The 23,695-nt window shown below is 35.9% G+C and carries 21 protein-coding genes and 2 pseudogenes; 2 read left to right on the top strand and 21 right to left on the bottom strand.

The window, feature by feature from the left end:
- The 20 genes and pseudogenes from AMD01_RS01370 to AMD01_RS01275 form a co-directional block, all read right to left on the bottom strand.
- The gene (locus AMD01_RS01370) at positions 1 to 1,755 is read right to left on the bottom strand and encodes a phospho-sugar mutase (protein ID WP_053399589.1); all 1,755 of its coding nucleotides are present in this window, start codon (positions 1,753 to 1,755) and stop codon (positions 1 to 3) included.
- Positions 1,715 to 2,725: a mannose-6-phosphate isomerase, class I gene (gene manA, locus AMD01_RS01365; RefSeq protein WP_053399588.1), complete on the bottom strand. Its 1,011-nt coding sequence runs from the start codon at positions 2,723 to 2,725 to the stop codon at positions 1,715 to 1,717. Before manA ends, AMD01_RS01370 begins: the two co-directional genes overlap by 41 nt.
- Before the next feature lie 15 nt (positions 2,726 to 2,740).
- Complete coding sequence (locus AMD01_RS01360) at positions 2,741 to 3,826, bottom strand: hypothetical protein (protein ID WP_053399587.1); 1,086 nt, start codon at positions 3,824 to 3,826, stop codon at positions 2,741 to 2,743.
- A 45-nt stretch (positions 3,827 to 3,871) separates the two neighbouring features.
- On the bottom strand, positions 3,872 to 5,260 hold the full coding sequence (locus AMD01_RS01355; RefSeq protein WP_053399586.1) for a sugar phosphate nucleotidyltransferase: 1,389 nt from the start codon (positions 5,258 to 5,260) through the stop codon (positions 3,872 to 3,874).
- 69 nt (positions 5,261 to 5,329) lie between these two features.
- The gene (locus AMD01_RS01350; protein WP_053399585.1) at positions 5,330 to 6,649 is read right to left on the bottom strand and encodes a UDP-glucose dehydrogenase family protein; all 1,320 of its coding nucleotides are present in this window, start codon (positions 6,647 to 6,649) and stop codon (positions 5,330 to 5,332) included.
- A gap of 30 nt (positions 6,650 to 6,679) precedes the next feature.
- On the bottom strand, positions 6,680 to 8,047 hold the full coding sequence (locus tag AMD01_RS01345) for an MATE family efflux transporter (protein WP_053399584.1): 1,368 nt from the start codon (positions 8,045 to 8,047) through the stop codon (positions 6,680 to 6,682).
- Between the two features lie 76 nt (positions 8,048 to 8,123).
- Positions 8,124 to 8,342, bottom strand: a pseudogene (locus AMD01_RS25040) (CatB-related O-acetyltransferase); the annotation flags it as partial.
- 432 nt (positions 8,343 to 8,774) lie between these two features.
- Complete coding sequence (locus AMD01_RS01335) at positions 8,775 to 9,584, bottom strand: hypothetical protein (RefSeq protein WP_053399582.1); 810 nt, start codon at positions 9,582 to 9,584, stop codon at positions 8,775 to 8,777.
- 30 nt (positions 9,585 to 9,614) lie between these two features.
- Positions 9,615 to 9,890 (bottom strand): annotated as a pseudogene (locus AMD01_RS01330) (capsular polysaccharide synthesis protein); the annotation flags it as partial.
- Between the two features lie 182 nt (positions 9,891 to 10,072).
- Positions 10,073 to 10,903, bottom strand: a complete 831-nt coding sequence (locus tag AMD01_RS01325) for a glycosyltransferase family 2 protein (RefSeq protein ID WP_053399580.1) — start codon at positions 10,901 to 10,903, stop codon at positions 10,073 to 10,075.
- A 143-nt stretch (positions 10,904 to 11,046) separates the two neighbouring features.
- Positions 11,047 to 11,937 (bottom strand): glycosyltransferase family 2 protein, encoded by an 891-nt coding sequence (locus AMD01_RS01320; RefSeq protein WP_053399579.1) that lies wholly within the window; start codon positions 11,935 to 11,937, stop codon positions 11,047 to 11,049.
- 170 nt (positions 11,938 to 12,107) lie between these two features.
- Positions 12,108 to 13,307 carry an O-antigen ligase family protein gene (locus AMD01_RS01315; RefSeq protein WP_157052569.1) on the bottom strand — a complete coding sequence of 400 codons (1,200 nt, stop codon included), beginning with the start codon at positions 13,305 to 13,307 and terminating at the stop codon, positions 12,108 to 12,110.
- A 101-nt stretch (positions 13,308 to 13,408) separates the two neighbouring features.
- Positions 13,409 to 14,506: a glycosyltransferase family 4 protein gene (locus AMD01_RS01310; RefSeq protein WP_053399577.1), complete on the bottom strand. Its 1,098-nt coding sequence runs from the start codon at positions 14,504 to 14,506 to the stop codon at positions 13,409 to 13,411.
- The gene (locus AMD01_RS01305) at positions 14,503 to 15,081 is read right to left on the bottom strand and encodes an acyltransferase (RefSeq protein ID WP_053399576.1); all 579 of its coding nucleotides are present in this window, start codon (positions 15,079 to 15,081) and stop codon (positions 14,503 to 14,505) included. Before AMD01_RS01305 ends, AMD01_RS01310 begins: the two co-directional genes overlap by 4 nt.
- Positions 15,082 to 15,112: 31 nt before the next feature.
- A complete protein-coding gene (locus AMD01_RS01300; RefSeq protein WP_053399575.1) occupies positions 15,113 to 16,360 on the bottom strand; it encodes a glycosyltransferase family 4 protein in 1,248 nt (415 codons plus the stop codon).
- Positions 16,361 to 16,542: 182 nt separating this feature from the next.
- The gene (gmd, locus tag AMD01_RS01295) at positions 16,543 to 17,622 is read right to left on the bottom strand and encodes a GDP-mannose 4,6-dehydratase (RefSeq protein ID WP_053399574.1); all 1,080 of its coding nucleotides are present in this window, start codon (positions 17,620 to 17,622) and stop codon (positions 16,543 to 16,545) included.
- Positions 17,623 to 17,658: 36 nt separating this feature from the next.
- Positions 17,659 to 18,600, bottom strand: a complete 942-nt coding sequence (gene fcl / locus AMD01_RS01290) for a GDP-L-fucose synthase (RefSeq protein ID WP_053400090.1) — start codon at positions 18,598 to 18,600, stop codon at positions 17,659 to 17,661.
- 48 nt (positions 18,601 to 18,648) lie between these two features.
- A complete protein-coding gene (locus tag AMD01_RS01285; protein WP_083446367.1) occupies positions 18,649 to 19,335 on the bottom strand; it encodes a sugar transferase in 687 nt (228 codons plus the stop codon).
- A 17-nt stretch (positions 19,336 to 19,352) separates the two neighbouring features.
- Positions 19,353 to 20,246 carry a UTP--glucose-1-phosphate uridylyltransferase GalU gene (gene galU / locus AMD01_RS01280; protein WP_053399573.1) on the bottom strand — a complete coding sequence of 298 codons (894 nt, stop codon included), beginning with the start codon at positions 20,244 to 20,246 and terminating at the stop codon, positions 19,353 to 19,355.
- A gap of 261 nt (positions 20,247 to 20,507) precedes the next feature.
- Positions 20,508 to 21,275 (bottom strand): tyrosine-protein phosphatase, encoded by a 768-nt coding sequence (locus AMD01_RS01275; protein ID WP_053399572.1) that lies wholly within the window; start codon positions 21,273 to 21,275, stop codon positions 20,508 to 20,510.
- Between the two features lie 538 nt (positions 21,276 to 21,813).
- Between AMD01_RS01275 and AMD01_RS01270 the strand changes: the two genes are divergently transcribed.
- Both AMD01_RS01270 and tagU read left to right on the top strand, forming a co-directional pair.
- Positions 21,814 to 22,272: a VanZ family protein gene (locus AMD01_RS01270; protein ID WP_053399571.1), complete on the top strand. Its 459-nt coding sequence runs from the start codon at positions 21,814 to 21,816 to the stop codon at positions 22,270 to 22,272.
- A gap of 281 nt (positions 22,273 to 22,553) precedes the next feature.
- A complete protein-coding gene (gene tagU, locus AMD01_RS01265; RefSeq protein ID WP_053399570.1) occupies positions 22,554 to 23,474 on the top strand; it encodes a polyisoprenyl-teichoic acid--peptidoglycan teichoic acid transferase TagU in 921 nt (306 codons plus the stop codon).
- A 36-nt stretch (positions 23,475 to 23,510) separates the two neighbouring features.
- Here the strand turns inward: tagU and AMD01_RS24850 are convergent, their stop codons facing one another.
- The gene (locus AMD01_RS24850) at positions 23,511 to 23,645 is read right to left on the bottom strand and encodes a hypothetical protein (protein WP_281176816.1); all 135 of its coding nucleotides are present in this window, start codon (positions 23,643 to 23,645) and stop codon (positions 23,511 to 23,513) included.
- Positions 23,646 to 23,695 lie beyond the last annotated feature (50 nt).

Genomic DNA, 23,695 nt, shown 5'->3' with positions numbered 1-23,695 from the left:
TTAAAGGCTGTTTTTTGACTTTACAATTTCGTCTACCATTGTCATAACCGTAGCTTCTAATTGATTTAAAAGTTCTTCACTGTGTTGAAGTGAAGCTGATTGCACTGCAAAATAGAACTTGGCTTTTGGTTCGGTTCCTGACGGACGGATTGTAAACCATGAGCCATCCTCTAAATAAAACTTAAGAACGTTTGAAGAAGGAAGTGTTAAGGCTGTTACCTCTCCTGTCAAACCGTCTTTTCGTTCACTCGCTTGGAAATCTTCTACTGCCATTACGCGTACACCATTAATTTCTTTTGGTGCATCAGCGCGGAACACAGATAAGATATGCTGAATCTGCTCCGCTCCGTCTTTTCCTTTTAATGTTAAGGAACGAAGCGACTCCTGGAAATAGCCTACTTCTTCAAAGATATCTAGTAACCCTTTATAAAGCGTTTTGCCTTGACTTTTATAGTATGCTGCGACCTCAGCTGCAAATAGCGCTGATTGAACCGCATCCTTATCTCGAACAAAGTCACCAATTAAGTAGCCATAGCTTTCCTCGTAGCCGAATTGGAACGTATATTCATTTGTTTCTTCAAACTCTTTGATCTTTTCGCCAATGAACTTGAATCCTGTTAACGTATCAAGCGTTTGCAATCCAAATTTCTCTGCAATCACACGACCAATTTCAGATGTTACAATCGTTTTGATGACAACACCGTTTTGTGGAAGGGTCCCTTGTGCCGCTTTTTGAGATAATAAATAATGAAGCATTAACGCCCCCATTTGATTACCTGTTAGCACGACATAGTCACCATGTTCATTTTTTACCGCTACGCCTAAGCGATCGGCATCAGGATCTGTTCCCATTAGAATATCTGCATCTATTTCCTTCCCGTACTTAATCGCAAGCTCAAATGCCGCATGCTCTTCAGGATTTGGTGATGTAACAGTAGAGAAATTTGGATCTGGAAGCTCCTGCTCAGAGACAACAGAAACATTCGTAAACCCAAGCGCTTCAAGTCCTGAACGTACAGGCTTATTACCTGTTCCATGAAGAGGTGTAAAAACAATCTTAAGATCTTGTCCAATCTCCTTCATGAGTTCTGGCTGAACGGAAATCGTCTTAAGCTGTTCAAGATAGGCTGCGTCCATTTCTTCTCCTATATAAATAAGAACATTCTTCTCAAGAAGCTCACTTTCTTCTCTCACCGCAACCGTTAATTCATTCTCGACAGCATTGATATATGGAATAATAGTATCAGCTGCCTTAAGCGGAATTTGACCACCATCCTCGCCGTACACCTTATAGCCGTTGTACTCTGGTGGATTATGACTTGCGGTAATTACAATTCCTGCAAAAGCGTGAAGCTTCCGAACAGCAAATGAAAGCTCTGGTGTCGGACGAAGCTCATTAAAAATGTACGTTTTAATTCCATGCGCACCTAATACTTTCGCAACTTCTAATGCAAATTGGGGAGACTTGTGACGAGAATCATACCCCACCACTACACCGCGCTCCTTCGCCTCGGTACCATTCTCTTCAATATAACGAGCTAGCCCTTCTGTTGCTTTGCGGATCATATATACGTTCAGACGATTGGTACCCGGTCCTAGCTCTCCGCGCATCCCACCTGTTCCAAACTCTAGGTTCTTATAAAACGCATCTTCTATTTCTTTCGGATCTTTTTCCATTTTATTTAGTAAAACTTTTAGTTCTTCATCTAATTCTTTATATGTGAGCCATTTGTTTAGCTGCTGTTTCCATGTCATGGTGATGATCTCCCTTGTTGTTTGGATGTGAAGCAATGATGTCAATGTTTCCCTCAATCGTAAATGTTGTTATCCCCTTCGGTAAAATGAAATGATCGCCTTTTCGCAATGAAAACTCCCCATCATCCGTACGAAGAGTTCCGTTACCGCTTATAACGCTACCCAACGTAAATGGAGCCTCTTGGCTAAGTTCAAGGGATGTTTGAACACTCCATTTATAGACGGAAAAGTAATCTTCCTCCAGAAATTTCGTAATTTCTCCCCCACTAATTCTAGCGAGAGTAGGCTCTACTTTTGCAGAACGATGGGGAACTGTTGTGACCTTAATTGCTTTATCAAGATGAAGTTCACGGAGCTTTCCGTCTTGTCCCATGCGATTATAGTCATACACTCGGTACGTTGTATCAGAGCTTTGCTGTGTTTCTAGCACGAGTGTCCCCTTACAAAGCGCATGAATTGTCCCACTTGGTACATAAAAGAAGTCACCGGGCTTGATTTTAATGCGATGCAACAAATCATCCCAGTGACCATTATGTATCATCTGTACAAACTCTTCTTTTGACTGTGCATGATGACCGAAAATCATCTCTGCATCCTTCTCACAATCAATAATATACCAGCACTCTGTTTTGCCAAGCTCACCAAACTCATACTCACGCGCATAGTTATCATTTGGATGAACCTGTACAGACAAATCAGCGTTTGCATCTAAAATTTTCGTTAAAAGCGGAAAACGATCGCTCTCAAAGTGCCCAAACAGCTCTGGCTTCTCTTCCCATAGCTTACTAAGCGTATATCCCTCAAATTCTCCGTTTCTTGCTATGCTCTCACCGTTTGGATGAGCAGAAATTGCCCAGCACTCTCCTGTTTGGCCAGAAGGAATCGCATACTCATACACTTCCTGTAGCTTCGTTCCTCCCCAGATCCGCTCTTGGAAAATCGGCGTTAGAAATATTGGTTCGTTTTTCATTTTTTTGACTCCCTTTTATTCACTGCTCTCTAGAACAAGTCCTATTCTCTTCACAATCGAACTTGTTTCATTCAGCCATCCTTGTGGCTGTTTCTCTTTTAATGTTGAAATTCTTTTTTCATCTAACACAAAATCCGGTAATGCATCCCAATGAATAACTTCACAAAGATTTCGTTCCTTTAAATACGCGATTGTATCTCTGTCTTCCCTTAAGCTTTGTCGTTCCACAACTAAAAGCGAAGTTTCACCCAGAATAGCTTCACTGATTGTACCCCATCCTGATTTTGTAATCGCGATGTCTGCTGCTGCGATGTAATGCTGTGATTCAATATAATCAGTCGGAATGGATACAACATTGTGATGCTGCACGTCCATAGTTGATGACACGATGAACGTACAATTTGGACTGTCCCATAATGACCAGCTGTTCACATCACCAACGTTTACTTTCATTCCAAGCCCCACATACACAATCGCTTTGTCACTAGTAGCAGACAGCGATGTTCGAATACGCTGTACTTCGTCTTTCTCTATTTGTCTCGAAAGAAAATCAAAGCTAAGATTCAAATGACCTTCACACACATGGTCCGTTTCTGTACTTCCAGCTAGTCGAAAGAAATGAGTCGTTTTCATATATTGATTACGCAGATAATAATGAAGATATCGGTCAATTAATCCATCGTATGCCGTAGCCCATGTGAAATTTGATATAACTAGTGACGGAATTCCAATTTCATAAGCAGCTGCAATGCCAATAAACGATACGTCAGAAAGTACGAACGAAATAGCCATTTCTTTTAAAAAGATCATTTCTTCTATTAAATAATGATCGTCTTCTAAAAATTCACGTAAGCCCTTCTCTATTTCTATGCCATCTGGCTCCAATGATCCCGCTTTTAAGATATAACCAATATCTGTTTGAATACGCCGGTAAGTGACCCGCTCTTGAGGAAGCGATTGCTGTAAAAATGCGAGTGCGAACGAATGACAAATAACCACTTCAACATCATCATATTGCTTTAGCAACTCACGAATAATGGCAATACTGCGTGCCGCATGACCATAGCCATAATCTGAGATGTAATACGCAATCTTCTTCATTTTCAAGCTCTCCTCATAAAAAAATGCGTCTATGTAGACACATTCTTACGAAATTACCTTTGGACGTGAGCCTTGAAATTGTTTGACAACATCGTCCCATTTGAACAATAAGCGAACGAAATCTTGCTCTGAAATACCGCTTCCTGTCTGCACTTCAATAAATTCCAACTCACGAAGGGCACGAATTCCGTGCTTTTTACCAGCCGGTAAGTGAATAATATCGCCCGCTTTCACGCGTGTTAAATGATCATCTAACGCAAGCTCACCCTCACCGCGCACAATTGTCCATACTTCATCACGAAGGTTGTGATAATGATACGTTGAGTTTTTTCCTTCTGCAATATGAATACGCTTTGTGACCATTTCCGTGCCGTCTTCGTACTTTGCATAATCAAGTACACGAGACCACCCCCAAAGACGCTCCTCATACATAGGTGGATAATTCCAATCGCCAATGACCTCTTTAATCTTTGGACTTGATGCCTTATCTGCTACTAAGATTCCGTCTGGACTCGCTGCAACTACAATATCCTTGACCCCTAGTACCGTTACAGGAATATCAAGCTCATTCACTAGATGACTGTTAGTTGAATCGTCTGTTAGCACACCTTTTCCGATTTGGGAAGTGGCCATTTCTTCGGTTAACGTATTCCATGTTCCAAGATCCTTCCAGTAACCATCATAAGGAAGCGCTACAATATGACCCGCTTTTTCCACTACTTCGTAATCAAAACTAATTTTCGGTAACGTTTCATAGGTATTATGTAGGTCTGTGAACGAAAGCGGCAAGTTTTTCTCTATTAGTATCTTCATTAAATAACCAAGCTTAAATGCGAATACACCGCAGTTCCAAAGCGCACGCTGCTGGATTAACTGAATCGCCGCATCTTCTGTTGGCTTTTCCGTAAAACGATCCACCGTAAAATGAGCATTCCCCTCCACTGTGCCCTTCGGTACGATATAACCGTACTTGGAGGAAGGATATGTCGGCGTAACACCCATTAGTGCAAGTTCTGCATCTGATTCCTTCAACGCTTCTTCTAAATCTTTTACACGCTCAAAAAACCCGTCTTCCACATACGGATCAACGGGCAATACAACGACAATTTCATCTTCTGACGCGTTCTCTTCTGAATATAAATAAGACGCAGCAAGTGCAATCGCTGGGAACGTATCACGACGCTCCGGCTCAATAATAAGCGGTACGTCCATTCCAACCTGACTTTGAATCATATCACGCTGCAATTTAGACGTCGCAATGACCGTCGACTCCCCTAGTCCAACCGATTGAATTTGACTCCAAACGCGCTGTACCATGGACTCTTTGCTTCCGTCTTTTCCTTCTAATACTTTTAAAAACTGCTTTGAGCGCGTATCGTTTGATAGCGGCCACAGGCGTTTTCCTGATCCACCTGATAGTAATACTAATTTCATTTTTATTCCCCCCTCAATAAAAAAAGAGATCTGTTTGTTTACAGATCCCCTAACCCAAAACCTTTTCTATTAAACGAATGATGTTTCCACTTGTTGAATCGTTTCACGACCAATGGAATCATACACGATTTTTGCTTTCTTCACATCAGATAACTGATAACAGTTACGTCCGTCGATAACGATTGGATGCTTCATTAACTCGCTATACTTATTTAAATCAAATGCCTTTACTTCGTCCCATTCTGTGAAGATGAAGCAAATATCCGCATTTTGTAACGTTTCTTCAATTGAAGCACAGTACGTAACGCTCTTCGGATGAAGCTTTTTAAAATTCTCTATCCCAACAGGGTCCCATGCTCTCACGTTTGCCCCATCTTCCACCATTAAAGGAATATTAACTAGAGTCGGTGCTTCACGTAAATCATCAGTACCTGGTTTGAACGTTAATCCTAGCACCGCAATATTTAACCCTTTTAAACTCTCATAATATTTACGGGACTTTTTAATAAGCTTAAGCTTCTGATTTTCGTTTACGTCAATTGCTGCTTTAACCGTTTTTAATTCATAATCATGAAAATTAGCTAACCAGTGAAGAGCTTTTGTATCTTTTGGGAAACAAGAACCTCCGTACCCAATTCCCGCATTCAAAAACTTGTCCCCAATACGCTTATCAAACCCCATACCGTGAGCCACATCTTCAATGTCTGCACCAATAATTTCACATAGATTAGCAATTTCATTGATAAATGAAATCTTTAGCGCTAAAAAGTCATTCGAAGCATACTTAATCATTTCCGCACTTTTGCGGTTCGTCACAACGATAGGAGCGTTAAAATCCTTGTACACTTCTTGGAGAACGCTTCCTGCAAACTCTTCTTCCACACCAATAACAATACGTGACGTATTTAGAGTATCTTTTACCGCACTTCCCTGTGATAAGAACTCTGGGTTTGACGCCACATACACGTTCACATCATGCTGTAGATTTGACTTAATGACTTCCTCTATCTTATCATTTGTTCCAATTGGAACCGTTGACTTAACAACAACGACGCAATCTTTTTTAATACTTGCAGCAATCTCCTCCGCTACACCGTATACATATGTTAAATTAGCAGATCCATCCTGCTTCTCAGGCGTACCGACCCCAATAAAAATAACGTCTGCATCTTCATAGGCACGCCCGTAGTCGGTCGTAAAATGCAAACGCTCCATATTTTTATTCATTAATTCTTCTAAACCTGGCTCATAAATCGGCGAAATACCAGATTCCATCAATGCTACTTTTCTTTCGTCTATGTCCACACAAGTAACTGTGTGGCCGTATTCTGCAAGGCAGACGCCTGTTACGAGGCCAACATAGCCAGTTCCTGCTACTGAGATTTTCATTTTTACTTCCGCCACCTTAAAATATTATTATTACTTATTTAATAAAATTTCATTATTAACTAGCAAAATATTTCTTCGTGTGTATTTTTCCATCCATATAGTTTGGCCTATACAATACGGAATAAGAGAAATGATATGTGCCAGAATTACTCCAGAATAGCCATCGAACATATTTGTTAAGAAAATAGACAGTGGTACAATTAAAATTGCACCAGCTGTCATTAACTTGAATTGTAATTTCAATTCATTCAATCCATTGCATATAGAGGCACATATACCTGACCATATGATAATACTTTGATCTATAGAAAACAAAATCATTACTTTATAATCTACAATTATTGAATTGCTTTCAAGCCACATATTAAATAGAAATTGCATAACAGGCAAAAATACAAGTTGTCCTACTGATAATGTAATACCCACTAATTGTAGTACTCTTATAGTTTTGCGAATCCATACATAATTACCCTGTGATTGTGCCCTAGTTACAGCAGACCATATGGGCACTGTAATTAAAGAAAATACAGTGCTTACTAGTGAAAAAACCTTAATGTATATGTTGTATTCAACAACGTATAAACTACCGAGCAACCACGTAATCAAAAATATACTAGTATTATTAATAATCATAGCCTCTAATTGTAAACCCAAGAAAGCACTGCCTACCTTAAAAGTATCCTTAGCATATTCCCACTCAAAAAAACTTATACTAGGACGAAAAGACTTCAACCTCGTATTAAAAACGAGTAATGTTGTAACTAACAAAGGTACATTGACAGCCAGAAAATAAACTATAGCTAAGGCAACTATATCCTTATGTTCAAAATAATTATTACTAGTTATTACAAAAACCAGCAAAATAATACTGGTAATGAGACTTAACAAATTAGGAACAAACGATAACTGTAAGGCATATAGAATTGACGAAATTATTCTTAATATGAATTGTAATAATATACTTAACATTAAAATTGTAATTGCCAACTTCAGAGCCATAGGATCAATACTCGTATTGGTAACATTAAAAACTCTATTCCATGGAATAACCAGTGAGATGCTACATAATATCACGGAAAGAGCCGATGCCATCATTGTTAAGAAAACATAAGCTGACGAAATATATTTTTTAGACTTTTCTTCTTGATTTTCAACCAAAGTAGTCACAAGCCTATTTCTTAAACCGTTTCCTATACCTAAATCAAAATTTAATATCCAGCTTAATACCGACAATATAGTAAACCAAACACCTAACATAAGATTATTATCAAAGTATGTAATATAAGCTGGAATAGTAATAAACCCTACAAAAATCGCAACCCCTTTAACTATTACACTATTAAATATATTGAATATGACATTTCTAGTGCTGCGACTAAGATTCTTTGTTGTAGACATGAGAATTTATAACCTCAACTAATTTATTTACATCTTCAAAATATTCAGCGTGCTGTTCTATCCAAATCTGTTCCTGATCCCACCATTTTAATTTTAGTAGATAAGAAATAATGTTATCATCAAACCTATATCTAATTACGTTTGCTGGAACGCCTCCAACTATAGCATAGGGGGGAACATCTTTAGTGACTACTGCACCTGCTGCAATAACGGCACCATCACCAACAGTAATGCCTTCTATTAATGTGACATTTGACGCGATCCATACATCGTTACCTATTACTACTGAGTACTTTTTTTCTTTATCTGCATATTTAAACTCTTCCATTTTTTGACCACTGACATATGTGAAACCATACTGTTGTTTTAAAGAATAAAAAGAGGGATGAATTGAAACCATTTTTGATGTAGGATGTTGTCCTACTGCCAATTTCAATCCTGGACCTAAAGCTGTATATCGCCCAATTTTGGTGTTCATAATTATAGAATCTCTACTAATGCCCGAAGCATAGCCCAACTCCACATTGTTAACCATTGCGTCTTTCGGAATAGTATTATATCCTTCGCATCTTATATTGTTCACTTTTCTAGAAGGCCACACCTTACAAGTGTGATCTATATTGTACCTGTAGTGTGAATAGGAGTATAGAAATGCCCTTATTAGAGATCTGATTCTAGACATATAAAATAAACTCTCTTTCCATTTGATATAATTTTGCAAAATACTCTAACTGTGTTTACGCTTTAAACAAACTAAATATTGTTTTATCCAAGAGACAATATCAATATTTGGAGTTTTGTGTAGAAAAATCATAGGAGAATATTTATGCGTATGGACAGGAACTACAAATTCGTAATCTTTATTTCGATACCATGCGGGATACTTTCCTCTTTGAGTAGGATCTAAACAGGGCTGAATACCTTCTCTTTTACATAGCAAACTCAATATTGATTGATCCTCCCTGTGAGATATAAACCTCTTCGTAGAATTACCGCTATCGATGTCACCATTTTCAGGAGATACTAATTTATATTCGCTACACAAATTCAACCATTTTTCTACAAAGGAACGAGTTTTCGCATTATTTATAGCTAAGAAAAAGGTTGCTTGTATCTGATTAGTGTATTTGTAATAATCACTATCGCAATCCATAAGTTTAAAACATGAAGGCTTAGTAAAAGATACTTCCAACAAAGGTATATTAGATACCCATATTTTTTTATCTGATTCCCTGATACTTTCAACTAAGGGATTTATATTCTTTAAAAAAAAAGATCCTGAGTCACAGTAAAAGATAACGTCCCCCTCTTTTGCTTCCTTCATCACTTTTAGAATAAAATAAGGTTTCCATAACCATAAACCGTTTCCTCGTTCTTGGTTAAGAATTTTAAAATTACTCTTTTGAAAATCTTCATCAATGTCTTCTGGACCAAAAGAATATACTTTGTCAAATCCTCCTATATATTTACCTGTAAAACTATTAAATTTTTGAGTCTTTTTATACTTATTGTTAGCATAATTAATTAATATTTTCATAAAACTTATACAAACACTCCTAGTAAATCATTAATTATTAGCACCCATATTTTTTCTACCTTCACAAACTTCTTTAACAATTGCTCCATAAAATGTTGCCTTGTTATCAGCTTTATTTGGATAGTTTAGTCTCCAATTTTGTTTGTGAAAAACTTTATCTGAACATAATTCTGTAAATTCACCTTTGACAAACCTCTTATTTAATCTTTTTTGAAGTTCATGTATATTAAGATTGTTAGGTGGAACATTCGTAATTAATGTATCAACTTCCATTACATTTTCTATAGAAATTGCAATAGGATAATCTGTAAAAAAAAATAGTCAGTGACTTTATAATACTTTTACGCAATGATGACCTTAGAATTTTCAGATCATTAAATGGTAGTTTCACTAATTAAGTTTTTTAACTTGTTAATTATATTGATAATGCGATTGACTCATTAAAATTGTTATTTTATTTATTTCTTAAAAGGATAAAGTTTTTAAAACTAACTTTTTTGTTTTAAAAAAATAAGCATTATCATTTTTAAATACATCCACGAACAAAAAGGAACACCTATCAATTTGTAATTTTTCCAGTAGAATCTCATATAGGATTTTATAGGTAAACCTTTTGCTGATAACAGTAGAGATAACCTTTTATTAATTGATAAAGTATGATCTTGAAATGTATTTTTTATTGGATTACGCTCACATATTCCAACATAATCTGTGGCAATATATATTGGTATTTCTTTTTTCTTCATTTGACATGAATAATCAAAATCACCAATTCCATGTTCATACTTGTTATCTATGAGCCCAACGTGGTCCACTGTAAAATTATCAATTAAAAAACAATTCCAATTCGCAAAATCGCATTTTTGAATTTCTCCATTTGGTTTCAATAACATTTTTTTATTGATATTCCACTTTGTTTTTAATACACTCCCACCATAAGTAAGGTCTTTTGAAATAACCGATTGAGTACTTCCTACTATTGCACAATTCTCACTAGAAATTTTGTATGAATTTAACATTATATCTAGCATACTGTCATAAAAATCAACATCATCATTTACCATTAAATAAAAATCGTAGTTATTTACAACAGCAGCTTTCATTGCTTGAAACATCCCCTTACTCCAAAACAACCCTCCTGTACTTTTTATAATTTTTACTTCTGGGTAAAGTTCTTGTATAGCTTCACTAGTCAAATCTGTAGACCCATCGTCACATACATAAATATCAATATCTCTTCGTTGATTCATAAGCTTTTTTATACAATTCAATGTTTTTTCTTTTCGATTAAAACAAGTCAAGACTGCTGCTATTTTCACTATAATTTCTCCTATTTTATAATTCTAACCTAAAACGTTTTATTAAATATTTTCGTGTATTTAACAAAAAACATTTTTATTTAATCAACAAATTTTCTATACTAAATAAGAGTAAGTTTCGTAACTTGAGTGATAAACATCTCTTAACTTAGCCCTAATTTTTTTATTATTTTCATACCAATCATAAAGTTGTATCTACTAAAAGGTTTTATCATTAATGCTTTGAGGAAATATTTTATAAACAGCCTATAGTGCTTATCTTTTAAAAAACTATATGAAATATAGTTTAATCGGTAGTTGTAAAGTTGATTATTAGAGTAATAGAAATCTTTGTATTTTTCTAACAAATATTCAAAGCCCTGTAGTCTATTATGTGGATTAGATGATATTGATTCTTTGCTGTTGTAATATATCACTAGAGGTTCTCGGCAATATAAAATTTTATATTTCTTAGCTATCCTAATCCATAGTTCATGGTCTTGTGAAGATTTTAGTTCTAAATTAAATCCTCCTACATGATTAATAGCTTTTATATCTATCAAAGGATAAGAAGTTGAACCTACAAAATTCTCCATTAAAAGCCTTCCCCAATCATCTTTCTGTATTCCTTCTCTGGCAAAACTCTCCTCAACTAATTTATACTCATTTTTTCCATCTGTTTCATAATGAGAGCAGTATACTAAGGCTACGTCTTCTTTAGTAATTAGTTGATACTGCTTTTCTAGTTTTATCGGCAACCATTCATCATCATCATCTAAGAATGCTACATATTGACCAGTTGCATGTTCTAATCCTGTATTTCGAGCGCCACAAGCACCCATATTTTCAGAGTGCTTAACGTATTTTATCTTAAAGTTTTCATACTCACATATCATGTTTCGTATTTTTTCTTCTAACTCTATCAAATGAGGAGCATCATTCACAACTACTATCTCTAGGTTAGAATAAGTCTGATTAACAATACTATCTAATGCTCTCTTCAAAACTGAAATAGGTCTATTATAAGTCGTAACAATACATGTAATTTTATCCATAAAAAATTCCTTTGGCATTTAAATATTTGAGATATAAAAACCGCAAGCTTCACAGGTAATTTTCAAAAAACTAATTTAAATATAAATTCATACTCTTTACCAAGAGTGCAAATAACCTTTCAAAATATGCTCTAAATATAAATCTTAAATAGTATTTGACAAATATTAAATCAACTAATTTTCGTTATGGGTATAACTTCATTTGAATTGATTCTTTTTACACTTGGCATCATTATGCCGTAAATCAACAACACATTGAACCAAACTGAATATGTCCAATCCTCAGTGTTAGTAATAATTAAAATAGCGATTAAAACAATTATTTTAGGTAATATCCCCTTAACAAAAGCCGTTGATAGCTTCATATAAGCATATAGTGAAAGCAAGGCATATACTATACCAAATATTGACCATGAATATAACAGTGTAGACGTATTCACGTTTTGATCTATATCTTTATTTAAACTACTTATTTTATTGTAAAGCCCACTTCCATTTGTAATTCCAAATCCAGTGAAAGGATTTTGTGAAATTATTTTCATATTTGTTATTATCGATTCTTTTCTTGTTTCACTTGATATGACACTACTTGATGAATTATTAAATTTACTGAACAACTGCTCATTTATATTGCTATTAAATAAAGATATACCTAATATTGTAACGATGGTAACAACATTAATAGTCTTAAATTTCCAATCACTTTTGTCATTGTTTATACCTCTAGCCAAAATTAACAAACAAAGTACAATGATTCCTGTTGTTGATAAAGTAGAAAATACAGCAGTTATTAAAATCAGAAACTCAAGGTTTTTAAGATTCCTTTTTACAAGAAAGAGTTTGAAGAAGACAGCTAAATTAAGATAAGCTTGAAACGCTCCTGGCTCCCAGAAAGGCCCCTGATTTCTGTAGTAAACTAATTGCGTCCATCCTAAGCGTATATTATAGAAAAAAGCTGTCTTAGTTCCATACTCTCCATCGTTTAGTGTAGGAAATATGGGATTTGATATAATTAATCTATTAGCTAAAGTACCTATAATTGAAAACAAAGCAATAAAAACTATCACAGAAACGTAAATATTCGCTAGTTTGGAAATGTCCCATTTTACAAACAAATAAAGGCCTAATGCAATAACTAGAATTTTGTAAACCACAAAAAAATCTGTATCTAAATAAATCAAGGAGGTTACAATAATTGAAAACGCAAAAAAAAGTGCTAAAGGAAATTTGTTTTTTTGAGAAAATATATGAAGATTACCCAACACTAACATAGCGCAAATTGCACCGACTACAGTTAAAAAATAATAGTTGTACGGATGAAAAACAGTCCTGAACACTATAGAATCTGTAGCCATTATTAGAATTGTCATGATAAGGTATTCATATAACTTAAATTCTATTTTTTTTATCTTCATAACATCTATAAAAACCTTTCTTGCTAATGTAATAATTCCTATATTTTTTAAAAAATTTAGTTAATGGTGTCAAAAATTTCAGACATATTGCTTAGATACCTTTCTTCTGTATATTCTTCTCTAGTATTATTGTAATTTTTTTCTATAATTGTTTTTATATCTTTTAAAGTGAATTTTTCAATTCCATCTAAAACATCTATATTATTTAAAGTTGATACTGGTAGAATTAGACCGTTTTCTCCATTTTGAACAACATCTGGTATACCAGCATGATTTGTAGTTACAATTACCATACCATTACCCATAGCCTCCAATATTGATATTGGCTGACCTTCGTTAGGATATGTAGTCAACAATACAAATATATTTGATTTCTTCAATAAATCTCTCTTCTTCTTTCCACTCACAATACCATGATACGTTATAAAATCTTGAAGTTTATTTTGTCGTACGTATCTTTCAAAAAACTCTCTATCGTCATCATTAAAAAACTTACCTGCAAAATCAAAATGAAATTTTTGATCTTCTCCATCGTTAACGACACGATCTCTTTCTAATTTTGCCATCTCAAGAACTTTTGGATACCCTTTACTTTGAATAAAGTTGCTAAGGTATAATACGTTTAATACTTTTTTATCTTTTAGTGAATCAAGCTTTTGTGTAAACTCTACATCTGAAATTAAAAATTCATCATCGACACAATTTGGCACAATAAATATTTTACTTTCATCAACCATCCCTTGAAATATAGGTTTTAAAGACGGGCCCAGAACGATCGCGCCTGCCAAGTTCTTCATAGCTCGGTAATTAATATTACGCTGCCAGTTCGACAAATCATTTTCGACTAGTTGACGGTAGTAACCACCATGGAGATGAATTAAGCACTTCTTCTTTCGAAGCTTTAAAATGTTTAAAATGATTAAATCTCTTATATTTCCACCTTTTGTTTGACTAATGGTAAAATAGAATAAATCTGCATTACTTACCCAAATCTTCATAAGGTTCTTTAAGAATTGTTTATTGTTTGTAATATCCACTTTCGTGAATTCAAATTCATTAGAAAGATCTGAATTATAAAGGGTATCGACAGCTTTTGACAATCCATGAATCGGTGGTGGAAATTGTGCGATGAAACATATTTTTTTCTTATTCATCTCTCTACCTTTTCTTGATTTTTTTCTAAATATCGTATTATTTTCACAGGATTTCCGGCTACTATACAATTATCAGGAATCTCTCCACTCACTACACTACCAGCACCAACAACTGAGTTATCACCAATCTTTGTACCTTTAAGAATTAAACAATTGCATCCTATAAATACATTTGTGCCTATTTCAATTGGGCTTACTTTCATATGATCGTTAGGGGTGTTCATGCGTGTTTCTGGATTAATTGGATGGAAATCATTATCCATAATCTTTGTGTTACCACCAATTAAGGTATTGTTACCAATTTTAATTCCTTTTCTAGCATAAATCGTTGCTCCAGAAATTCCAACATTATCTCCAATTGAAATCTCGGCTTCTGCTGTCCGCGTTACAATAATAGTACGTTGATACAGTCCCACTAAATTTGAAAGAAATGAAGAATTGATCGTTACATTGTCTCCAATAATAAGCTGGGCCCCTTTTTTATTAAAAATGACTGGCATCCCTTTTAGCAACAGCTTTTCCCCATATTTAACCTTCATTAAATTCATAGGTAACTTAAACCAGTTACTATTCATAGACTAATTCCTTTCAACACGTAAATTCTCGCTATGCTTGTATTTCGTACGCATACTTTTTAACTGATACTTCTTTCGTTAAGTTCTCTACTAAGTACTCGCGACCTCTTTGTCCCATTTCATTTGGAACTAAAGTATCCTTTTCACTTAAAAACTTCTCTATGTTCTGTTTAATATCTTCATATTGACCAGGCTCCGTAACATATCCACTTTTCGTTTCTTCTATAATTAATCGTGCTTCTGATCCTTCTTCTAACGCACCAATGACAGGCTTACCCGCTGCCATAATTCCGTACAACTTACTTGGTACAGACACACCTTTTATTCCTTTTGCATTTAAGCACCAATGAACATCACCAGCATTTAAGCTGTAGATAAGATCTTCTTTCTTCTGATAAGGAATAAAGGTTACGTTTTCTAATTGATGTTTTTCTTTATAATCTACTAGCTTATGTTTAATGGATCCTTCGCCAATGAAGGCAAAAGCGACATCTTTTCGATCTTTAAATTCATGAATAACTTCCATTAAATTTTCCAAATCGTAGTATAAGCCTAAGTTACCTGAATACATAATGACGAACTTATCGTTCAAGCCATACTCCTCTTTAAAAGCTTTAACTTTATCATGATTTTTAGGCAATGGATAAATCTCTTTTTCATTTGTCCAATTATTGATAAACGTGTGATTTGGCACTTTTTTGTGTTGAAACCGTGCTTTTAATGTTTCAATCATATCACGCCCTACTACAATTACTTTATCCGCTTGTCGACAACTAAATTTATCAAATGCCATCATTGCATTTAAAATTAGCTTATTTTTGCTATAAGCCACAGCCATTGTTTGTTCTGGATTGAAGTCTTGAATGTTATAAATATATTTTGCGCGTTTCATCCATTTTCCCCAAACACCAAGTAAACCTCCAAGGATCGGTGGCTGAGAGATCGAATATACGTAGTCGGTCTTTCCAACTTTAAATGTTCCAAGCATAGCACCTACAAAATAAGAGAGAATATTTTTTACTCTGCTAATTTTATTCGTTTTTGAGAACTCTGGCACGCGGACACGAAGAATATTGACACCATTTAACTCTTCTTTATAAAACATTTTCTTTTTATATTTCTCGTCAATCTTTCCTGTATATGAAGGAACAACACTTATAATGGTAATCTCAAATTCATCTAGCATACCTTCAGCAAGTTCTTTCAAAATTTGGCCCGTTGATGCTACGTCTGGAGCATAATAATGCGCATATATGAGTAATTTTTTCTTTTTTGTCATGTAGTTTCTCTTTCCTGTTTTTTGAGGCTACATGCAACCTAGTCCACGTCAACTCTGCACGAATGAACCTCTTTATTTTCATCATAAACGTGAAAAAAGAGAGCCTCTTTTATTTTAATCGCATAAAAGAAGCTGTCTCTTTTCATTACAAAAGAACAATTTAATTTAATAAATGACTACTATTAGTCAAACATCTTCTTCACTTTCTCTTCTGTCTCAACCTTTTTCATATCTTCCGTCACCATAATACGAACTAATTCTTCAAAAGAAGTCTTTGTTGGATTCCAGTTCAGCAATGTTTTAGCTTTCTTTGGATCACCTAACAATTGCTCTACTTCAGCTGGACGGAAGAATTTAGGATCAACTTCCACAATTACTTCACCTGTAGCCTTGTTAATTCCTTTTTCATCTACGCCACTACCCGTCCATTCGATTTCAATACCTGTATGCTTAAATGATAATTCAACGAATTTACGTACCGAGTGCATTTCACCTGTCGCGATGACAAAGTCTTCGGGTTTATCGTGTTGAAGAATTAACCACATGCATTCTACATAGTCTTTTGCGTAACCCCAATCACGTAATGACTCTAGATTTCCAAGCTTTAATTTTTCCTGCTTTCCTTGTGCAATGCGCGCAGCACCTAGCGTAATTTTACGCGTTACGAACGTTTCGCCACGGCGCTCTGACTCATGATTAAATAGAATTCCGTTAACCGCAAACATGTTGTATGATTCACGGTAATTTTTCGTAATCCAGAATCCGTAGATCTTCGCGACACCATATGGTGAACGAGGATAAAACGGCGTTGTTTCTTTTTGAGGAACTTCTTGTACTTTACCGAACAGCTCAGAAGTTGACGCTTGGTAGATACGTGTTTTTTCCGTTAATCCAAGAATACGCACGGCTTCTAAAATATTTAACGTTCCTTTACCATCCACATCTAACGTATATCCTGGCATATCAAAGGATACGCGTACGTGAGATTGTGCAGCTAGGTTATAGATTTCGTCTGGCTTGATTTCACCGATAATACGCGTTACGTTTAACGCATCTGTCACATCACCATAGTGAAGATGGAAATTTGAATTCTCTAACAGCGCTTTTGCTTCTTCATCTGTAAGAAGATCTTCTAGGCGCTCTTGGTTATAGGAAGAGCTGCGACGAATTAAGCCGTGCACCTCATATCCTTTTTCTAATAAAAATTCTGCTAAATACGATCCGTCCTGTCCTGTTACACCTGTAATTAATGCTTTTTTCATTGTTTCCTCCATGATCTATCACACATTTTGAAATAATTACTTTGCTGTTGTTAGTTCGTTTTCTAAAAACCACTGATACGCTTTTTGAAGACCGTCTTCAAGTGATATCGTTGCTTTCCATCCAAGACCGTTGAGCTTTGTTACATCAACTAGTTTACGCGGCGTTCCGTCAGGCTTTGTCGTATCGAACTGAATGTCGCCCTCATATCCGACAACGGCTTTCACTTTTTCACCAAGCTCTTTGATTGTAATATCATCACCGACACCAATGTTTACAATCTCGTTGCCTTCATATGTATTCATTAAAAATACACAGGCATCTGCTAAATCATCCGAATACAGGAATTCACGTTTCGGTGTACCCGTTCCCCACATTTCTACAAACGGTGCGTTACTTTCTTTAGCTTCATGGAATTTGCGAAGCAAAGCTGGTAATACGTGTGACGTTTTTAGATCGAAGTTATCATTTGGTCCATATAGATTTGTTGGCATTGCGGAAATGTATTTTGTTCCATATTGACGATTATATGATTCACACATTTTAATCCCCGCAATTTTAGCAATGGCATATGCCTCATTCGTTGGCTCAAGTTCGCCCGTTAAAAGATAAGATTCTTTTAATGGCTGCGAAGCAAGCTTTGGATAAATGCATGTGCTGCCTAAGAATAATAGCTTTTCAACGTTATTACGATACGCTGCATCAATTACGTTCGTTTGAATAAGTAAATTGTCACGAATAAAATCAGCTGGGTATTCATTGTTTGCCACAATTCCTCCAACTTTTGCTGCAGCTAGAAAAACAAACGCCGGCTTTTCTTCTGCAAAGAACTCATCAACCGCTCCTTTATCTCGTAAATCTAATTCTTTACTCGTACGGTAAACGAGGTTTGTATACCCTTGCTCCATTAATTTTGTTAAAATCGCTGATCCAACAAGCCCTCTATGTCCAGCCACGTAAATTTTTGCATCCTTTTTCATCCGTTTGACACCATCTTTCATTTAATAAACGCTTACTCTATTACTCTCTTAAAACGCGTCATTTGAACCGAATAAGACGCGCACTGTTTTCACGATAATTTTTAAATCATATCCAGTGGTACATTTTTTTATGTACTGTATATCAAGCTCAACCATTCCCTCAAATCCAATTGAGCTTCTTCCACTTACTTGCCACAACCCTGTACAGCCCGGAACGACTAACAGTCGCTGCATATGATAAGGAGAATACTCCGCTACCTCTCTTGGTAGTGGAGGTCTAGGCCCTACTAGACTCATATCTCCTTTTAAAACATTAAACAACTGAGGAAACTCATCGACGCTTGTTTTACGAATGATTCGTCCGATTCTCGTTATGCGTGGATCATTTTTCATTTTAAACATAGCACCTGTCGTTTCATTTAATGCAAGTAAGTCCTTCAACTTCTCTTCAGCATCCGACACCATGGAGCGGAATTTATACATATGAAATTCTTTTCCATTTTTACCAATCCGCTTTTGCGAAAAAAAAATCGGTCCTTTCGGATCTTCAATTTTAATCGCTAGGGCTACAAGTAAAAGCGGTACACATAATAATAAAATGCCAAATAACGCTCCGATAATGTCCATCGCTCGTTTTGTTACACGGTAACCGAGCTGTTGATTAACCTCAATCGCTGTACTTAAATCGGAAGTGGCTGCCAGCGTCATTTGTTTTTTTTCAGCTACTTGCGGCATAATTCACTCCCCTTTTCTCACTTTGAATCCACAAGTACAGTCGTTTCTTCTTTTGCGATTTCTTTCATGAAGTTTAATAACTCGTCGCGTAAGTCTTTGTGTTGAAGCGCAAATTCAATCGTCGTTTGAATAAACCCAAGCTTCTCCCCAACGTCATAGCGCTTCCCTTCAAAATCATAGGCAAATACTCGTTGAATGTGATTTAGCTTTTGAATAGCATCTGTTAACTGAATTTCTCCACCTGCTCCAATTTCTTGCTGTTCAAGGAACATGAAGATTTCCGGCGTGAAGATGTATCTTCCCATAATTGCTAAGTTAGAAGGCGCTGTCCCTGGTGCTGGCTTCTCAACAAATGATTGAACCTGATAACGACGGCCGTCTTTTGACGTTGGATCGACGATTCCGTAGCGATGGGTTTGATTGTCAGCTACCGTTTGCACACCAATCACTGATGATAGCGTTGCTTCGTATTCATTCATTAATTGACGAAGGCACGGCGTTTCTGCTTGGACGATATCGTCACCTAGCAGTACCGCAAACGGCTCATCTCCGATAAAGTTACGAGCGCACCATACCGCATGCCCCAGACCCTTTGGTTCTTTTTGGCGAATGTAGTGAATATCAACATCGGATGATTTTTGAACTTTTTCTAATAAGTCATATTTCTCTTTTTCGACTAAGTTTTGCTCAAGCTCTGGTGCATAGTCAAAATGATCCTCAATCGAACGCTTTCCTTTACCTGTTACGATAATGATGTCCTCAATGCCTGATGCAACCGCTTCTTCAACAATGTACTGAATTGTTGGCTTGTCGACGATTGGCAGCATTTCTTTTGGCATCGCTTTTGTTGCAGGAAGAAAACGTGTACCCAAACCAGCTGCTGGAATAATAGCCTTTCTAACCCTTTTCATTTGGTATGATCCCTCTTTCATCTTTGTCTATTTATCTGTGTTTCAAAAGAAGTAGGTAGTGTTTAAATCACTAGGAAACACGTACTTAGAAAATACACATTTCCTAATGATTTAATAATAAATTGGGCATCCAACCCAGCCTCACACCGTGCTCCTGACGACAAGCGTCTAAGGTACTATTAAACCCACAGCACGGCCGAGTGCCCCCTATTGATAACGGTAAGGAGACATCACCAAATCAATTTTTTTTGATTTACGTTCTCAAAAAATTCCCAAAAACTTCTTTCTTGCAATTTCTTGGGGTTGTTCACGATATGTTGTTTTTCCCTCAATAATGAGCTGTGCATTTTCTCTCAGCATATAGCTCATATCCATGCCGTACTGTTTATCGATAAGCGAAAAAGCTTCCTGCATACGAAAGCCTCTGCTTCCCGTATTATGAGCATCGCTTGCGATCACATGGGTAAGGTTTGCCTCTAGTAGCTGCATCGAGAATTTTTTGATCTTCTTTCCAAATTCCCCCGTAATACTAGATGCGGTCACCTGTGTTAAAGCACCTTTTTTCACAAAGTTATATAGAAGCTCCGGCTCTTCTATAAGCCTTGCATTTCGTTCGGGATGAACAATAATAGGTGTCAAACCTTTTAATTGGATATCAAAAAGCAGCTGATCCGTGAAATGAGGTACCTGACTCGACGGGAGTTCCACAAAAAGGTATTTATTTGTGTCATTTAACGTTAAGACCTCGCCAGCCTCATAATCTGGTAAAATCTCTCCATATATTCGGGACTCCTGTCCCGGAAGCACGTTTAGTGGGATATGATGGTTTGTTAGTAGTAGATTTAGTTCTTTTACTTTACGTAGAATGCTAGACTTTGCATTAAGATATCGTCCGTTGTGGTGGTGAGGAGTGGCAACAATGGCTGTAATACCCTCTTCTACAGCAGCACGCGCCATTTTTAAACTGTCTTCATCTGTTTTGGCGCCATCATCAATGCCTGCTAAAATATGACTATGTAAATCAATCAATTTCCCTCACCCTTTTCATTGAACTTTTATATGGACGTTCATGTATTACTTTAGTACTAAAATTATTTCTCAATATTACCATATAATAAACATTTTTCCCATGTCTCTTTTTGTCGAAATATCATCTTTATACTCGGACCTTTGATAACATAACCCAAAAACTATTATTTCAGGAAAATTTATTCATGTTTTTTCAATGATTGTTATTTATGTAATAAAAAAGTAAAAAAACTGGAACGATGAAGATTATATAACAGAATAAGGATAAAAAGCTAATGTATTTTTTACCAGTTAGATTCCCCCTTAACTCCTACTAGAGTACCTTACTCATTTTCATGAATCATTTTATAAAATGATATTTTGAATACGATTTCATTATTGAAATACGAGGATTCTTTCTTAAAAATAGAATAAAATTAAATTGTAAATAAATAACAAAAATTAGTCTGATAGACTTATTAAAGAAAAATCATGTTTGTTTTTTACATACGTCTTTAGTAGAATTAAAAAATGAAAATGATGTCAAAATGAGGTTTATATGGTGAAAAAAAGACTGTTATTGTTATTATTTATGCTTTTAGCGATTTTCTACTTTTCGCACACGCCCAGTCTCAAAGTGCTTGATCCCTCTACCTGGATTAATCCTGGATCATCACGAGACGGGGTAAAGTTTGTGGATATTTTACGTCCTGGAAGTGAGTTTTATTCACCGTGGGATTACGGGATAGACGCAGAATTTTTTGTTCGTAAGCTCGCTCACTTCAGTTTCTTCGGGATTCTTGCCTGCTTATTTGCTTGGAATCTTCGCTATCGTTATGTCGTTGCATGGGTGCTGACAACTCTTTATGCACTTAGCGACGAGTTTCACCAAGCATACACGATGGGTCGTGATGGGCGAATAATGGATGTAGGAATTGATTCATTAGGAGCTATTGTGTTCCTCTGTGGTCTTTATGTAGTTCACGTGCAGATTACAAAAAAACAACAATCAAAATAATAAAAACGTTGTCGAAGATTGTCAAAAAGTTTTTTATTATGACGGAATTCCATGATTATTTGTGCACCAAATGCGTAAATTCAACAAACTTTGCAGTTGACACTTCCTAGCTTTCCGTTTGTTCAGTGTGCTTTTAACAACCATACTCTGTTAGCACTTCTAGTTCTTATCTGGTTCTTTTTTACTATAGGAAAGGTAGATCTACACGGGACATAATGGGTTTATGTTTTGTGTAATGTCTTTTATTACAAAATTTATTTCATGTAGCAAAGGAGCTCATTATGAAAAAAAAATCACGCAAGAAAAAATGGCTATGGATTGTCTTAGGAATTGTCGCTGTTCTTCTTCTTTCAACAGGTGCCTATGCCTATTCAATCTATCACTCTGTTAGAGAAACATTTAATCAAACAGAAGAGCCATTACACCGAGAGAAATCGAGTCAACGAAAAGAACAAGTCAACCTCAATCAAAATGATCCAATTTCCATTCTTTTGTTAGGAGTAGATGAGCGAGAAAAAGATCGCGGCCGTTCAGATTCCATGATGCTACTTGCGGTCAATCCGAAGACAAATTCGGTAAAAATGGTCAGTATTCCGCGTGATACGCGAACAGAGATTGTCGGAAAAGGAAAAGTGGACAAAATTAATCACGCCTATGCTTTTGGTGGCGTAGAGATGAGTATTGAAACCGTTGAGAACTTCCTTCATGTTCCGATTGATTACTATGTAAAGGTGAACATGGAAAGCTTTAAGGATATCGTAGATGCGGTTGGTGGTGTTCACGTTCAAAATCCATTCTCATTTTCATCCGGTGGATATACGTTCAAAAAGGGCGAGTTAGACCTAGACGGGAACGAAGCCCTAGCATACTCTCGCATGAGAAAGCAGGATCCGAGAGGTGATTTCGGCCGTCAGGAGCGTCAAAGACAGATCATCCAAGCGGTTATTAAAGAAGGAGCAAGCCTTTCCTCTTTAACAAATTACCAAGATATTTTGGACTCTATCGCAAAAAATATGAAAACCAACTTAACCTTTGATGACATGATACGTATCCAAAAGAATTACAAGAATGCTAGCGGTAACTTACAGCAAGTTGAATTAAATGGAGCAGGGGAAAAAATAAACGGCATTTATTACTTATCAATTCCAGAGAAAGAGCGCTCGTCTGTTTCCCAAATGTTACGAAAACAGCTTGGTATTTAACAACTCTAACGACCTTTTCTCCTAAAGAAAGGGTCGTTATTTTAATAGCTTAGATAGGTCTGCTGAAATGGTTTCAATAAATCCCTTCACATCAATGTGCTCATTCTTCTGTCCTTCATCCCGTACTTTCTCCAAAATCTCTAGTAAATTGACAGTAGGTGTCGTCTTCATTTTTAAACTCTCCTTTATATAAATAGTAGCCACATTTTATTTGTTACTTG

This window comes from Priestia koreensis, from assembly GCF_001274935.1.
Classification (GTDB): Bacteria; Bacillota; Bacilli; order Bacillales; family Bacillaceae_H; genus Bacillus_AG; species Bacillus_AG koreensis.
This window is presented reverse-complemented; position numbering and strand designations above follow the sequence as displayed.

Bases quoted from the DNA above. Each gene is read 5' to 3' on its own strand.
- AMD01_RS01370 (WP_053399589.1), bottom strand. From the start codon at position 1,755: ATGACATGGAAACAGCAGCTAAACAAATGGCTCACATATAAAGAATTA.
- manA (WP_053399588.1), bottom strand. From the start codon at position 2,725: ATGAAAAACGAACCAATATTTCTAACGCCGATTTTCCAAGAGCGGATC.
- AMD01_RS01360 (WP_053399587.1), bottom strand. From the start codon at position 3,826: ATGAAGAAGATTGCGTATTACATCTCAGATTATGGCTATGGTCATGCG.
- AMD01_RS01355 (WP_053399586.1), bottom strand. From the start codon at position 5,260: ATGAAATTAGTATTACTATCAGGTGGATCAGGAAAACGCCTGTGGCCG.
- AMD01_RS01350 (WP_053399585.1), bottom strand. From the start codon at position 6,649: ATGAAAATCTCAGTAGCAGGAACTGGCTATGTTGGCCTCGTAACAGGC.
- AMD01_RS01345 (WP_053399584.1), bottom strand. From the start codon at position 8,047: ATGTCTACAACAAAGAATCTTAGTCGCAGCACTAGAAATGTCATATTC.
- AMD01_RS01335 (WP_053399582.1), bottom strand. From the start codon at position 9,584: ATGAAAATATTAATTAATTATGCTAACAATAAGTATAAAAAGACTCAA.
- AMD01_RS01320 (WP_053399579.1), bottom strand. From the start codon at position 11,937: ATGGATAAAATTACATGTATTGTTACGACTTATAATAGACCTATTTCA.
- AMD01_RS01315 (WP_157052569.1), bottom strand. From the start codon at position 13,307: ATGACAATTCTAATAATGGCTACAGATTCTATAGTGTTCAGGACTGTT.
- AMD01_RS01310 (WP_053399577.1), bottom strand. From the start codon at position 14,506: ATGAATAAGAAAAAAATATGTTTCATCGCACAATTTCCACCACCGATT.
- AMD01_RS01305 (WP_053399576.1), bottom strand. From the start codon at position 15,081: ATGAATAGTAACTGGTTTAAGTTACCTATGAATTTAATGAAGGTTAAA.
- AMD01_RS01300 (WP_053399575.1), bottom strand. From the start codon at position 16,360: ATGACAAAAAAGAAAAAATTACTCATATATGCGCATTATTATGCTCCA.
- gmd (WP_053399574.1), bottom strand. From the start codon at position 17,622: ATGAAAAAAGCATTAATTACAGGTGTAACAGGACAGGACGGATCGTAT.
- fcl (WP_053400090.1), bottom strand. From the start codon at position 18,600: ATGAAAAAGGATGCAAAAATTTACGTGGCTGGACATAGAGGGCTTGTT.
- AMD01_RS01285 (WP_083446367.1), bottom strand. From the start codon at position 19,335: ATGCCGCAAGTAGCTGAAAAAAAACAAATGACGCTGGCAGCCACTTCC.
- galU (WP_053399573.1), bottom strand. From the start codon at position 20,246: ATGAAAAGGGTTAGAAAGGCTATTATTCCAGCAGCTGGTTTGGGTACA.
- AMD01_RS01270 (WP_053399571.1), top strand. From the start codon at position 21,814: ATGGTGAAAAAAAGACTGTTATTGTTATTATTTATGCTTTTAGCGATT.
- tagU (WP_053399570.1), top strand. From the start codon at position 22,554: ATGAAAAAAAAATCACGCAAGAAAAAATGGCTATGGATTGTCTTAGGA.
- AMD01_RS24850 (WP_281176816.1), bottom strand. From the start codon at position 23,645: ATGAAGACGACACCTACTGTCAATTTACTAGAGATTTTGGAGAAAGTA.